This is a genomic window from Anaeromusa acidaminophila DSM 3853 (assembly GCF_000374545.1).
Lineage (GTDB): Bacteria > Bacillota > Negativicutes > Anaeromusales > Anaeromusaceae > Anaeromusa > Anaeromusa acidaminophila.
In genome coordinates this window covers 70,483-84,446 of record NZ_KB894590.1, presented here as the reverse complement: position 1 = coordinate 84,446, position 13,964 = coordinate 70,483, and the positions used below count along the sequence as shown (strand labels likewise).

At 45.3% G+C, this 13,964-nt stretch carries 10 protein-coding genes, 1 other RNA gene and 1 riboswitch; of the genes, 3 read left to right on the top strand and 8 right to left on the bottom strand.

The annotated features are described in order from the left end of the window. Positions 1-29: 29 nt before the first annotated feature. From C508_RS0108175 to C508_RS0108165, 4 genes are all read right to left on the bottom strand, one after another. Complete coding sequence (locus C508_RS0108175) at positions 30-2,111, bottom strand: methyl-accepting chemotaxis protein (protein WP_018703066.1); 2,082 nt, start codon at positions 2,109-2,111, stop codon at positions 30-32. 225 nt (positions 2,112-2,336) lie between these two features. Then, positions 2,337-2,422: riboswitch (cyclic di-GMP riboswitch) on the bottom strand. A gap of 423 nt (positions 2,423-2,845) precedes the next feature. Beyond that, the gene (gene hemB, locus C508_RS0108170; RefSeq protein ID WP_018703065.1) at positions 2,846-3,841 is read right to left on the bottom strand and encodes a porphobilinogen synthase; all 996 of its coding nucleotides are present in this window, start codon (positions 3,839-3,841) and stop codon (positions 2,846-2,848) included. 403 nt (positions 3,842-4,244) lie between these two features. Then, positions 4,245-4,589: a transfer-messenger RNA gene (gene ssrA, locus C508_RS19830) on the bottom strand. 85 nt (positions 4,590-4,674) lie between these two features. Further along, positions 4,675-5,844: a GGDEF domain-containing protein gene (locus tag C508_RS0108165; protein ID WP_018703064.1), complete on the bottom strand. Its 1,170-nt coding sequence runs from the start codon at positions 5,842-5,844 to the stop codon at positions 4,675-4,677. A 177-nt stretch (positions 5,845-6,021) separates the two neighbouring features. On the opposite strand from C508_RS0108165, the gene C508_RS18150 reads away from it, so the two are divergent. Both C508_RS18150 and C508_RS0108155 read left to right on the top strand, forming a co-directional pair. After that, positions 6,022-7,041 carry a glycosyl hydrolase family 18 protein gene (locus C508_RS18150; protein ID WP_018703063.1) on the top strand — a complete coding sequence of 340 codons (1,020 nt, stop codon included), beginning with the start codon at positions 6,022-6,024 and terminating at the stop codon, positions 7,039-7,041. Positions 7,042-7,053: 12 nt separating this feature from the next. Next, positions 7,054-7,611 carry a macro domain-containing protein gene (locus tag C508_RS0108155; RefSeq protein WP_018703062.1) on the top strand — a complete coding sequence of 186 codons (558 nt, stop codon included), beginning with the start codon at positions 7,054-7,056 and terminating at the stop codon, positions 7,609-7,611. A gap of 15 nt (positions 7,612-7,626) precedes the next feature. On the opposite strand, the gene modA is transcribed toward C508_RS0108155, so the two are convergent. Continuing rightward, entirely contained in the window at positions 7,627-8,415 is a 789-nt protein-coding gene (gene modA, locus C508_RS0108150) for a molybdate ABC transporter substrate-binding protein (protein ID WP_018703061.1), read from the bottom strand. 185 nt (positions 8,416-8,600) lie between these two features. Next, positions 8,601-9,383 (bottom strand): amino acid ABC transporter substrate-binding protein, encoded by a 783-nt coding sequence (locus C508_RS0108145; protein ID WP_018703060.1) that lies wholly within the window; start codon positions 9,381-9,383, stop codon positions 8,601-8,603. A gap of 204 nt (positions 9,384-9,587) precedes the next feature. Between C508_RS0108145 and C508_RS0108140 the strand changes: the two genes are divergently transcribed. Next, positions 9,588-9,938: a hypothetical protein gene (locus C508_RS0108140; RefSeq protein WP_018703059.1), complete on the top strand. Its 351-nt coding sequence runs from the start codon at positions 9,588-9,590 to the stop codon at positions 9,936-9,938. A gap of 82 nt (positions 9,939-10,020) precedes the next feature. Here C508_RS0108140 and trhA read toward each other — a convergent pair whose 3' ends face one another. Then, positions 10,021-10,650 carry a PAQR family membrane homeostasis protein TrhA gene (gene trhA, locus C508_RS0108135; RefSeq protein WP_018703058.1) on the bottom strand — a complete coding sequence of 210 codons (630 nt, stop codon included), beginning with the start codon at positions 10,648-10,650 and terminating at the stop codon, positions 10,021-10,023. A gap of 152 nt (positions 10,651-10,802) precedes the next feature. Next, positions 10,803-13,940 (bottom strand): efflux RND transporter permease subunit, encoded by a 3,138-nt coding sequence (locus C508_RS0108130; protein WP_018703057.1) that lies wholly within the window; start codon positions 13,938-13,940, stop codon positions 10,803-10,805. Positions 13,941-13,964: the final 24 nt, after the last annotated feature.

Sequence of the window (13,964 nt, the reverse complement as noted above, 5' to 3'; positions counted from 1 at the left end):
CTGAAGGCGCTATCACAATTCGTTAAAGATTACAGTTTAAACTGAACCACCAAACTTCCCATCTTGCCTGCAATCTGTTCCAACGATACGGAGGAAGATTGAATCGACTTCATTTTCTCGCTTACTCCTGCCGTGTTCAACGATATCCCTTGCGCTTGTGACGAATTCTCCAAGATCACTTCAGCGACCGATTCAATGACTTGAGATATCTCTTTTACTTCATGAGACACTTGCTGCAATTGAGCGCTAATATTTTCCGTCGTATCAAAAAAAGCTTTTGCATCTTCCTTATATTGTTCTCCTACTTTAACAAAGGAGTTATAATCTTCATTTACGGTTCCATTGATAAACCCTAGTATCTCTTGGCTGCTTTCCACCAATTTTGATATCGTATTTTGGACAGCTTGCGTCATTGACTGAATCTCTCCTACCGCCGTCGCAGACGCTTCCGCCAGCTTTCGAACCTCCTCCGCGACAACGCCAAATCCTTTGCCGCTTTCTCCAGCTCTCGCCGCTTCAATCGCTGCATTCAGAGCCAACAAATTAGTTTGCTTCGAAATAGTTGCAATTACTTCCACCATAGAGGATATTTCTTCAACAATTTTGGACTCATCAATAGAGCGAAGCATACTTTTATTCATTTCATCGTATAACGAAACTGCCCTTGTTCTGGAAGCGTGCGCATTTCCCTCTAGTGTTTCTGCACGCTCTTTGATATTTTCCGCAACACTTCGTCCCTCTTCGGAAAAAAGAGCCATCTTTTCAATATTAGCTTCCACATTTCCAGCAGAAGCGTTTAATTCTTCCGTAGAAGCCGAAAGCATTTCTATCCCTCGTGACACTTGCGACGTAGCATCTGCTACATCATCAGCCAACAATGCTGATTGCTCGGAACTAACTGACAACTCTTTAGAAGCAATAATCAACCCTTCTGACTGTGCGGATATTCTTTGCAAAATATCTCTCATGTGAGCAAGCATTCGATTAATCCCTTTGGAGATACTACTCAATTCATCTTGCGAATGCAGTTCAATATGTACCGACAGATCTCCATTTTGAATTTTTTCTAGATTCTCTCCAATTATAGAAACAGCATTAGTAATGGATAAAACTAATGCAATACATACATACGCTAAGACAGGCAGTGAAACAAGAATAGCAATAATGACTATATTCGCCTGCTGCTCGTATTGCAGTACACGCGCATTACATAAATTCCACAAAGCTCCTCCTATGGAGGCAAACAACTGATCATTCGCGGAAATGGCTTGATCAATGTCTGGAAAATCCAATTGAACATAGCCTTTTTCTTTTTCAAGCTCTTCATCAAGCTTCTTTAAAAATTTGCTTTGGATTTTCGTGAAATCTTTTATTGGAACCCCAATGTCTTTCAGTATACTTTGACCTTTCACCTCATTAAATTCGCTTCCTGTTTGCATATCGGTGTTAACAGTGTCAACCAAAATTGCTAACTGGGAGCTCAAGGCAATTAGTTTTTTCCGCTCACTGTATGATAATCCTTCCGGCGGCTGAGCTGCTACAACTTCTCTAATTTTGTATAGAGATTCCGCAATAGCAAGGCTGCGAAACATCACTACATCCATACAATAATACGAATCCAAGTCCGGATCTAGGGTTAAATTGGAGTTATCAGAGATATTGGTATGCAACGTTGTAAGCGCCGCTGACAAATTTTCATATGAATTCGTATTTCCTTTTTCGACTTTATGCCATAACGCTTCACATTCTTCGATATTCTTTGATACTTGTTTATTTTCTTGAGAAGAATCTAAAACATGTTCATACGTTTGGTCTAACTTTTTCAGCTCGATCAAATCCGCTTCTACAAGGTTAGCCGCACCTTCTTTTTGCAAAAACCAATACTCTTGAATATGCCTAGTTAATCGTTGAGATAATTGAGCATACTCAACCCCATATACTTCTTTTTGTGAAAAATCTTTGCTTGCATAATTCCCCGAAAAAAACTGAAAGAGCGCGACGCTCAGTAACACTACTAAAATTAAGCTCACCATCAAAAACTTAGCCATTAAGCGGAATCGACTCATAATAAAAATTCCTGGTTGAAAAATCCGCCTTACCTTCATCACCATTTTCACCTTCCTTTGAAAAATTCGCCAGTCAGTACCATTTGCAAAATAAAAACAGGTATTTGAAAAAGAATTCCTCTTTCAAACACCTGTCGACATTGACATTCAACATTTCTATTCACTTTTTCTCAAATCCATTTTGAAGAGTATATACTGATACTCTTTAGGATAAAATGCAAATTAAAAACGCCGGTTACTTTAACCGGCGTCGCATTAGTAAGCATTCAAACCGGCAACCTGGCAATCATAGACATTCCGTCCTTAGACCCACGGCTTTGCGTCCTTGCTTTTCAGCAAGTTTGCCTTTTACATCCAATGTTTTTATTCATTTTTTACAGTCTAATCCATTTTTAAACAACAGTCAAACAACGCTTTGCATATTCATACTAATTTATACACTATTTTGCTATTTATGTTCAAAAACATGACTTTAGTCCAAAGCTATACTCTCGAAAAATAGAACAAGAGCATTTCTTTATCAATTCTATTGTTCCCCAAAACAAGAACCCGCTAATACCTAACAAACGCAGATATTAGCGGGTTTTATAATTTGGACAAAATCCGGATTTGATTGATGGAGGGGAACCCTACAGAATCACATGTACAAATTCAATTGAATCATACCGCCATAAATCAAAGTAGGAACCATTAGGGCTTCACTCGCCATTGACTTTCTCAGGACAAGCTTCACAATCCGGTTTTGCAAATTTACCGAACTGTTTCAGAACAACACTGACCTATTCATTGCGCAACTGTTTTGCTATATCTAAGGCAAAATAAGTGAGTATACCATCACAACCCGCACGTTTAAAAGCAAGCAAACTCTCTCCAATAACAATCTTGGGATCAAGCCACTCATTTCGAATAGCAGACATTAACATCGCATATTCCCCACTAACTTGATAGGCAAATGTAGGCACAGCAAATCGAGACTTCACTCGTTGAATGATATCCAAATAAGGAAGACCCGGTTTAACCATCACCATATCAGCGCCTTCCTCTAAATCCATGGCAACTTCTCGCAACGCCTCCTCTGCATTAGCCGAGTCCATCTGGTAAGTCTTCTTGTTATTTTTAAGAGACTTCCCTGAACCCAATGCTTCACGAAAGGGGCCATAAAATCCAGATGCATATTTTGCAGCGTATGACATAATTCTTGTATGAATCATTTCTTCTTCATCTAATGCGCTTCTAATCGCCGCAACACGCCCATCCATCATATCCGATGGAGCAATAATGTCTATACCGGCTTTCGCAAGTAAAAGCGCTTGTTGAGCTAATATATTTACACTTCTATCGTTATCCACATAGCCATTACACAAAATACCATCGTGCCCATGATCTGTATATGGATCAAGTGCAACATCCCCGATTAAACCAATCTCAGGGAAAGCACGCTTAAGTTTCTTCGCGGCTTGGCAAATTATATTATCGGGATTTATTGCCTCACTGCCCATTGCATCTTTTTTATCACCAGGCACAACTGGAAATAGCGCAATTGCCGGAATACCAAGCTCAACCGCCGGCCCCACGTGTTCCACTAACCGATCCAAGCCTACACGAAATTGTCCTGGCATTGATTTAATTTCTTCAGGCTCTCCTACCTCTTCGCGTATGAATATAGGCCAAATCAAATCATCAACCGATAATCGATTTTCAGCAACTAAACGACGATTCCATTCATCACTGCGATTTCTTCGCATACGTACTGTTGGGAACTTTCCTGTAAACATCTCTCCATACCTCCTCAGCAACGACCTTACTATATTTTAGGTCATGAGCTTATCATTTTAACGCAACACTAATTAGTATAACATAAGGATTGTTCTAGGCTAAACGACACCAGCGACACAGGGACGTTCCTTTTTTGATAACATTAACGCGCGTGTTACCCTGTGTCGCTCAATTTGTCATAAACGAGTCAAGTGACTGTTCTCCAACTCATTATTTTACTTTCCAAACTATACTATATTTTTTATTATTCTTTCCGAATCCAACAATACCCTTGTATATATCAACCATTTCTGCTATTTTGGGTAAAATCATCTTACTTGGTAGAGCCATCCGAATCCCAGCAAAAATTACACAGCAAAAAAACCCGCGAAATTCGCGGGTTTCATTAGTTCCGGATTTAAATGGTGGAGGCGAGGGGAGTCGAACCCCTGTCCAGAAGTATCGCCATACAGGTGTCTCCGAGCGCAGTCGTTAATTTAGGTTTCGCCCTTTTGCCGCCCAACGACAGGCTGCGCCAGCGCTATCTCGATAAAGTTTCCCTGTGGGTCCTCCGAGAATTGGACTTCAGGTATCCCGCATTGTGACGAGACAGCTTCCCCGCGGGAGGGAGAAACTGGCCCGTTAGCATTAAGCTGCTAAAGCGTATTCTTCGTTGGCAATTAAAATTGTCCCACCGTCTTACGGGCAGATGGAACCCCGGCTCGCTACCTATACCACAACCACCCCTGTCGAAACCAGTACGCCCCCTGATTTCAACGAAGTTATTATGACTTTACAAATAATTATAGCACGCATGTTCCTCAAACACAATGCATTTGCCGCTCTCTTGCATTTAGAACGGTCTTTTCCTCGCCCTGCCCGCTTTGCCCTGCTTTTTTTCATACATAAGCGCATCGCTATGTTCGACCATTTCGCGTACGCTGCGATATCCTTCATCAAGCGTGGTAAGTCCATAACTAAAGTGGATGGCATACGGGAGCTGACATTCCTTAATGCGCGATTCAATGCGTTCTTTCAAATTCGCTACATATTGCTGCAATACTTCCTGCCGTTCTTCCTCAAGTAAGACCAGGAACTCATCGCCGCCCAACCGTACAGCCAAGCCTTTACCCGCAAACGTAGCCGACAATTCTCGCGCAAAAAGTTGCAGTGCATGATCGCCTTCATGGTGTCCAAAAGAATCGTTAATGCGTTTAAAATCATCCAGATCAATGTTGATTGCCGCCAGGCTTCTGCCGGTTCGCCGACGAAAGGAAGCCAGATATTCTTCATAGGCCATACGATTAGCTAAGCCGGTCAATGGATCTCGTTTCGCTTGATTATGAACAATATAGACATAATTAATGACTAGCGCAATCGTCACGCCGGACCAAATAAAATGCGACAATTGAAATAGAGAAAAAAGCAAGGGAATGCCTGAAAGCAGGCCTAATACCACCACTTCTTCTCGCGTCACTTTCCAGCGACCTACATAAATCACGAGAAGATTTACAAAATAATAAAATCCAGTCGTCAAATAAGAAAAAGACGCTAACAGATTGCTTCGGACTTCTCCATAAGCCACGTCCGTCCCCGCCGGGGACAGGAAGTAACTAACCGTCGCAATCACTAAATTTAGCAACAAAGGCAAACTCAATCTTGACCACTTTCGGTTTTGAGACGAATCATAGCGAAAAACACGTTGTTGCGAATACAGCGAAATACAAAAAGGAAGTAATGGCGCCAAGGCAAAGCCCAGTACTTCTATAATTTTTTGAAGGCCGCCAACTCGTTGATATTCTGGAGCTGCGAAAAAGACACTGAACGTTTCCAAAACCAGAATCAACAAGGTCAACAATAATAACACCAGGAAGAGCGGGTTTCCTCTCTCGCGTCGCTCCAGCTTCAGGCAGGCATGAATCGCAATGCTTACCAATAGCAGCGTCAAGTAAATATTCATTTGTACGGCAAACACCGAATTGATAAGCTCACCTTCTTCCCGCGGCTTTCCGCCTCCACTCATACGCAAGACAGTTTTTGATTATTTTGTATATTATACCAAATAATAACTGACCCGCGTAACCCGTTCACGGAAAATACCTGTAGGACCTTGGTTGCAATTCTGAAACTTATTCTTTTTCCTGATACAACCAAGTATAATGAGATACAAAGATCTTATCGCCAGAAAGGAGTTTTATCGATGCACCCTTGGATTACTACTATCTTTATTTTTCTATCGTTACTGTTTTCTTGGACAGGAACGCCGGCCTCAGCCTCGGCGCAACGGCCGTTAACATTGGCCTGGGATCATGTAAAAAGCCTTTCCGAGACCTCGGAAACAGCACCTGTACGCGAAGGCCTGCAGGTACTATCCCCTACTTGGTTTTCTCTGGCTGACGCTACCGGCTCCGTTCACTCCAAAGGCAGCGCTGGCTATGTCGCCTCAGCTCACCAAAAAGGCTGCCAAGTCTGGGCGTTATTCGACAATGGTTTTGACGCAAACCGGACTCGGCAGTTTCTTGCTTCGGCTGCTGCGCAAAAGCAAGCGATCCAGCAGCTAAGCAGCTATGCCTCTCAATACCATTTAGACGGTATCAATATTGACTTTGAAAATGTAGCCGACGCAGACCGAGATCGCCTTACCCAGTTCATTCGCAGCCTTACAACAGAGCTGAAGAAGCAAAATCTGATTATCTCGATTGACGTGACAGTCCCGAATGAAACTCCCTCTTGGTCTCGCTGCTATGACCGCAAAGAATTAGCTGCGATTGTCGACTATGTTATGGTCATGACCTACGACGAGCAGTGGGCTACCAGCACCCCTGGAGCGCCTGTAGCCTCGCTTCCTTGGGTGGAAAAAAATCTGAAAAAAACCTTGCAAGAAGTGCCGGCAAATAAATTGTTCCTCGGCATCCCCTTTTATACAAAACGTTGGGAACACGCCGAGGAACAAGGTAAAGTAACCGCTAAAGGGAAAACCTTTTTTATGGAGGATGTAAATGCCGTAATGCAGACGCACAATATCCAGCCCCAATGGCGCTCTGACTACGGCCTGTCTTATTTGGAGTATGAAGAAGACGGCAAATATTATCACGTTTGGGTTGAAAACAAAGACTCTCTAGCCTTAAAAACCGCGCTGATCCACACCTACCAGTTAGCCGGAGCGGCCTGCTGGCGTTTAGGGTTTGAAACGCCTGATATTTGGCCTCTGCTGCCATAAAGGAGGAGACATATGAAGACGATACGCCTGCCCCGTGGAAAAATGCTGCACCTTAAGCAAGGCGATATTACCGCCGAAACCGCCGATGCCATTGTCAATCCAGCCAACAGCCACTTACGGCACGGCGGCGGCGCCGCCTTAGCGATTGCCCGCGCTGGAGGTTCTGTCGTTCAGCAACAAAGTCAGGACCTAATTAAAAAGATTGGGATTCTTCCTGTGAGCCACGCCGTCATCACCGACGGCGGTCAGCTGCCTGCCAAGTTTATCATCCATACAGTTGGCCCTCAATGGGGTGAAGGAGACGAAGAACGCAAGCTGCGGCAAGCCGTCGAAAACGTCCTCTTTTTAGGACATCTCTACAATCTGCGCAGCTTGTCCCTGCCAGCCATTAGCTCTGGTATTTTCGGGTTTCCCAAAGACCGTTGCGCGCAAATCCTTTTGGAAACCGTCATTGATTTTTTTCTTCGCCTTGATACGCCTCTAGAAAGCGTCACTTTTTGCAACCATGACGCGGAAACGTGTCAATACTTCCTCCAAGCAGCCGCCGCTGCCAAGCTTATCGAATCATAGGTTTTTGCTTATGGATTATTTACCCATGGCAAAGCCGTATTTTTCAAATACCTTAGCGGCGTCAGGGCTTAAAAGATATTGCAGGAAAGCTTCCGCTTCCTTGGGTTGCTTAGCATTGGCAAGGATAGCCGCCGGATAAATGATAGGCTGGTGGCTTCCTGCGGCAGCAGTAGCAATAATTTTGATCTTCGTACTTATCGCCGCATCGGTCTTATACACGATACCAGCATCCGCATTGCCGCTTTCCACATACGTTAAGACCGTACGCACATCCTTAGCCAACACCATTCTCTCCGCTAGTTTCTCCCAAAGATCTAGCTTCTTCAAAACCTGCTGCGCATACTGTCCAGCAGGCACTACTTGCGGCTCGCCTACAGCCAAACGCTTAACAGCGGGATCTGCCAGCTCCTCAAAGCTTTTTATAGTCAGCTGGGAGTTTTGAGGTACAATCAACACCAGCTTGTTTTCCAACAAATTCTTTCGAGTTTGCTGTTGCAATAGCCCCTTTCCCTGCAATTCATCCATTTGTTTGGGAGCCGCAGAGATGAAAATATCCGCCGGTGCGCCTTGCTCGATTTGCTTTTGCAGCGAACCGGACGCTCCCAAATTAAAGACGAGTTTCACGTTTGGATTCTTTTTTTGATATTGCTGTTGAATTTCTTCCAGCGCGTCTTTCATACTTACCGCAGCAGATACGTTCAACTCTACCGGCGCCGCCCCTTTAGGCTGCTCCCCTCCGCAACCTGCCAATAATAGCAATCCCAATAACAACCCAACCAGCCCAAAACAAGTTCTTTTTCTCACAGTAACTCCCCCTTTAAAAAATAAATGCCAGAAAACGCATGCTGCGTCTCTGACACTACTCCGTATCATTACTATCTTTTTCTTTTTATTATATACGAAGAATTCTCATAGTACAACTTCCAGCCAAAAGGAATTCCACGCAAAGCAAACGCCTCCCGCTTTTGAACGGGAGGCGTTTGTTTATCTTATTTTACGATATCAGCACCAAACCATTTTTGCGAAATTTTCGCAGAGGTTCCGTCTTTTTTCATTTCATTCAGTACGTTCTGCACTTTGTCGCGCAGTTCTTTATCATCCTTGCGGAAGCCTACGCCATAAACGCCGACTTCGCCCAAGGGCTGCTCTATGGCAATATACGTACCCGGTTCTTTGGACATATAATAGCGTCCAAGAATTTCATCGGTCACAACCGCATCCAAACGACCGGTTTTTAGATCCATAAAGGCGGCTACGCAGTCAGGATATTTTTTGAAATCCTTCAAGGTCGCTTTTAACTTTTCATCCTTGGTAACCACTTCTTCGCCAATGCTGGACTGCTGCACGCCAACAACCTTGCCATTCAGATCAGCAGCGCTTTTAATCGGGGAATTAGCCATTACAAAGATCAATTGTTTGCTTTCCATGTAGGGATCGCTGAAAAGCACGTTTTTCTTACGTTCTTCTGTGATATTCATACCATTCCAGAGCGCATCAATACGTTTGCTGTTCAGCTCAGCTTCTTTACTACTCCAGTCAATGCCCTTAAATTCTACCTCGATCCCCAGTCGTTTGGCTGCTTCTTTAGCCATATCGATATCGAAGCCAACAATATTATTCTTTTCATCTTTGAAGCCCATCGGCGGAAAATTGTCATCCAAGCCAATGACAATCTTCTTCTTTGCAGGTTCCGTTTTGGTTGTACTGCCACACCCGGCAAACAACACCCCTGCCATCACCAGCAACAATACTACAGAAATAATTCGTTTCATGAAAACCCTCCGTTCTAGTCTTTTTTATCGGCTCCTTTATTTTACTTTACTTCGGTAAAATAAGAAAGGGGTAAATTGATGATAATCGAAAATAATTTGCATATTTTTTTGACCGTTTTGTGTTTTGACAGTCATCTTTTTGTAACTAAGCTGTAACAAGATTACGCTAAACTAAGATTAATCAAACGCAAGGAGGATTTCATCATGAATAACATAGCAAAAAAAGCAGTCTTTCTAGCTCTGGCAGGAATTATCCAATTTGGCATTGGAGCCGCAACGATTGAGGCTTCTCCAGCGCATCACGACCGTGAGGAAATGAGACAACAAGACGAGCAGTTTGAACATGATCGCCAGGAACGGGAACATCGGGAGCGGATGGAACGGGAACGTCATGAGCGTGAACGCGCCGAACAGCGCCGCCACGAGGAAGCCATGCGACGCCATCATCATGAAAGCGAAGAAGCCTGGCAGGAACGGCAGCGTCTAGAGAACGAACGTCATGAGCATGAAATGAACGCCATTGCCGCTATCGTCGTTGCTGCCGTGTTAAAGTAAACCAAACAAACTCATAAAAAGGCCGTTGAGAAAAGAAAAGTTTTCTCAACGGCCTTTTTACCTATTCATTTGCAATATTTTTTTAAGGAGCAACCGCAACGGGCAGCACATACTGCGCCACCGCCACAAAATGAGCGGCGCTGCCTCCCATGACAAACACATGCCAAACGGCGTGATTGTAAGGAATTCGTTTAAACAGATAAAACACAGCCCCCACAGTATAAAGCACGCCGCCAAAAGCCAGCCAAAACATGCCTTCCGGCGCCAATGCCGCCGCCAAGGGCTGCAAAAAGAAGACAATTAACCAACCCATAAACAAGTAACAAAGAGTGGCTGTTTTTTTAAAACGATTGACAAAGAATAACTGAAAAACAATTCCCACTGCCGCCAGACCCCAGACAATACTAAAAATAGTCCATCCAAGCAAGCCATGCAGCACCACTAGGGCAAAGGGCGTGTAAGTACCGGCAATCAGCAAATAAATCGCCGCATGATCAAATATCCGCAGGCGATGCTTTCGTTTCTCATTCTGAAAGCTGTGATACAAAGTAGATGCCAAATACAACAAAACAAGCGACGCTCCATAAATGCTGAAGCTAACTACATGCCACAAACCTCCGTACACATAAGCCGATACCACTAAAAAAATCAAGCCAGCCGCAGCTAAAGCCGCACCCAAGCCATGCGTAATCGCATTCACACGTTCTTCCACCGGTCTTCCCTCCTTTGGCAGATCCATTCCGTCTTAGGTTCTATTATACCATAGGCCTTGAGGACAGCAAAAAAACGAACAGTAGTGAAAGCTGAACGAAGCGGAGTCTGCGTCTTTGAAAACAAGGATGCAAACACCGCTTCGTTATAAAATTACCGTTTCAGAAAGTGACTGCGCCAAGCTTCAAAGCGCGCCGTGAGTTTCTCCACCACTACGAACAATACGGGAATGATAAAAATCCCCAACGCCGTAGCCATAAGCATACCGCCCACAACAGCCGTCCCCATGGAATTTCTCGCACCAGCGCCTGCGCCTGTGGCAATCATCAAGGGCAAGCAGCCGATAATAAAGGCGAAAGAAGTCATCAAAATAGGACGCAAGCGCAGCTTGGCCGCCTCAATAGCCGCTTCAATAAGCGGCATGCCTTTATCAAAGCGTACCTTGGCAAACTCGACAATTAGAATAGCATTTTTAGCGGCCAAACCTATCAGCATAACTAAGCCAATCTGCATATAAATATTGTTTTCCTGGTTGAAGAGATATTGGAACAAGAAGGCTCCAAAAATACCCGTGGGCACCGAAAGCAGCACCGCAAAAGGAACACTCCAGCTTTCATAAAGCGCCGCCAGACACAAGAAGACGAAAACAAGAGCCAGACCAAACACAACCGGAGCTCTGCCTCCGGAAACCTTCTCCTCGCGACTTTGGCCCGACCATTCATAGGTGTAGCCGCTTGGCAGCACTTCCTTGGCTACTTCGTCTAAAGCAGTCATGGCCTGTCCGGAGCTGTAGCCAACGGCCTGGGTACCGTTGATTTTTACGGCCTTGTAGCCATTATAACGAGTAATATTGGCTGCCGATTTGGTTTTGCGCGGCGTCACCAGCGTATTCAGAGGCACCATCGTATTGTTGGAGCTTTTTACAAAGAGATAACGCAAAGCGTCCACATCGCCGCGAAAAGGGGCCTCCGCCTGAGCAATAACCTTATAACTGCGTCCGTATTTGTTGAAATCGTTAATCTGCAGCCCCCCCAGGAACACCTGCATTGTCGAGAAAACATCATTTACATCAACGCCCATTTTTTCCGCCTTGGCGCGGTCCACCTCAAATTCATACCCAGGCGTATCGGTGGTAAAAGTAGTCGTAGCCGAGGCAATTTCCGGACGCTCCTTTACAGCGGCAATAAAACGCTTTGTAACTGCATCCAGATTTTCCAGAGTACCCCCGCTGCGGTCTTCCAGCATAAAGGTATAACCCCCTACGCTGCCTAAGCCTGGCAAGGCGGGCGGCGCGAAGGGAAGTACATTCCCCCCTGCTAATTGCGCGCCACTGGCAAAGGTTTGCTTGACCAGATTTTTCACCTGAGTTTGTTCGCTGGTTCGCTCCGACCAAGGTGTCAAAGAAACGAAAATAGTACCGCCATTGGCTTTGGCAGTGCCTCCCATCAAATCAAAACCGGAAACTGCCATAACATTGTCCACACCATTCTGTTTGCGAATGACCGATACCACCTCTGACATGAACTCGGCTGTTCGATTCAAGGAAGTCGACTCCGGCAATGATACCGAAACCATATAGCGTCCCTGATCTTCATCTGGAACAAAGGAACTGGGAACAAAGGAAAACAATACCCCCAGCATGCCGATCAGCCCCGCCAGCAGCATAATGCACAAGCGCGCCCGCGGAATAATCCCGCCCAGCCGCCGTCCATAGCCTTCTGTCTTGCGTTCAAACCATTCATTAAAAGCTTCAAAAAACCGGCCCAGTCTTCCTTGATGCGCCTGGGGATCATGGGGTTTTAAAAGCAACGTACATAAGGCCGGCGTCAGCGAGAGGGCGACAATCGCCGACAAAGCCATGGATACGGCAATGGTCAAGGCAAACTGCCTATACAAAATACCCATCATGCCGCCGAAAAAAGCCACCGGAATAAATACCGACGCCAGCACGAAGGCAATGGCTACTACCGGCCCAGATACTTCGGACATGGCCATTTTTGTAGCCTCGACAGGTGAAAGTCCTTTATAGCGCATATGATGTTCTACTGCTTCAATAACAACAATGGCATCGTCAACTACTAGGCCAATGGCCAGCACCATTGCAAACAAAGTAAGCGTATTAATCGTAAACCCAAGCAGCACAAAAGCGCCAAAAGTACCAATTAGCGATACTGGGATAGCCAGCATGGGAATCAAAGTCGCTCGCCAGCTCTGCAAAAAGAGGAACACTACCAATACTACCAGGAACATGGCTTCGGCAAAGCTTTTGGCCACTTCCGCAATGGACTCATCCACAAAGCGCGTATTGTCCACAACGGTCGTATACTTCATCCCTGCGGGAAAGTCTTGTGCCAAACGATCCAGGGTTGCTTTAACTTCGCCCACCGTTTGCAACGCATTAGCATCACTGGTCAGTTTGATGGCAAACCCGGCAGCCGGATGGCCGTTCAATTCGCTGGAAAAAGTATATTCTTTACTGCCCAGCTCGACCCGGGCAATATCCTTCAGCCGCACAAAAGAACCATCCCCTTGGGCCCGAACAATGATATTTTCAAATTCTTTGGGGTCGTCCAAACGGCCTTTTACTCTTGTGGAATACTGATGCTCCTGCTTTCCGGCCATGGGCATTTGCCCCAGGCTGCCGGATGCGGCCTGTTTGTTTTGATTTTCCACGGCGGTTTTTACTTCCGATGTAGAAATTCCAAGGCGCGCCATTTTTTCCGGCTGCAGCCAGATGCGCATGCTGTAATCCGCGCCAAAAGCCATAATATCGCCTACGCCGGAAATTCGTTTCAGTTCATCGATAATAAAAATACTCCCGTAGTTTTTGAGAAAATTACGATCATATAGATTTTCCTCTGACCACAGGGTAAACACCATCGCCGTGTCCTGCGAAGCCTTACGGGTACTCACCCCTATGTCCTGAACGCTTGCAGGCAGCCCAGGCGTTGCCTCCGAGACACGACTTTGGGTCTGTACCGATGCCATATCTGAGTTTTTTCCTGATTCAAATTGTACACTCAGCGAATAGGAACCGGCGTCAGAACTTGTAGAAGACATATAAACCATGCCTTCAGCGCCATTTATTTTGTCTTCCACAATCTGAGCTACAGACTGGTTAACAACGTCCGCATTGGCCCCTTGATACGTTGCACTCACCGATACAATTGGCGGCGAAATATTGGGGTATTGCGCCACAGGCAGCTGCGCTGCCGCCAGCAGACCTGCAATCGTAATGAGTAACGACAGCACGATAGCAAAAATCGGCCGTTCGATAAAAAACTTAGCCATGCTGATTCCTCCTCAGATTATTTC

Coding starts and splice junctions, on each gene's coding strand:
- C508_RS0108175 (WP_018703066.1), bottom strand. CDS start 2,111: ATGGTGATGAAGGTAAGGCGGATTTTTCAACCAGGAATTTTTATTATG.
- C508_RS0108130 (WP_018703057.1), bottom strand. CDS start 13,940: ATGGCTAAGTTTTTTATCGAACGGCCGATTTTTGCTATCGTGCTGTCG.
- C508_RS0108140 (WP_018703059.1), top strand. CDS start 9,588: ATGAATAACATAGCAAAAAAAGCAGTCTTTCTAGCTCTGGCAGGAATT.
- C508_RS0108155 (WP_018703062.1), top strand. CDS start 7,054: ATGAAGACGATACGCCTGCCCCGTGGAAAAATGCTGCACCTTAAGCAA.
- C508_RS0108145 (WP_018703060.1), bottom strand. CDS start 9,383: ATGAAACGAATTATTTCTGTAGTATTGTTGCTGGTGATGGCAGGGGTG.
- hemB (WP_018703065.1), bottom strand. CDS start 3,841: ATGTTTACAGGAAAGTTCCCAACAGTACGTATGCGAAGAAATCGCAGT.
- C508_RS18150 (WP_018703063.1), top strand. CDS start 6,022: ATGCACCCTTGGATTACTACTATCTTTATTTTTCTATCGTTACTGTTT.
- C508_RS0108165 (WP_018703064.1), bottom strand. CDS start 5,844: ATGAGTGGAGGCGGAAAGCCGCGGGAAGAAGGTGAGCTTATCAATTCG.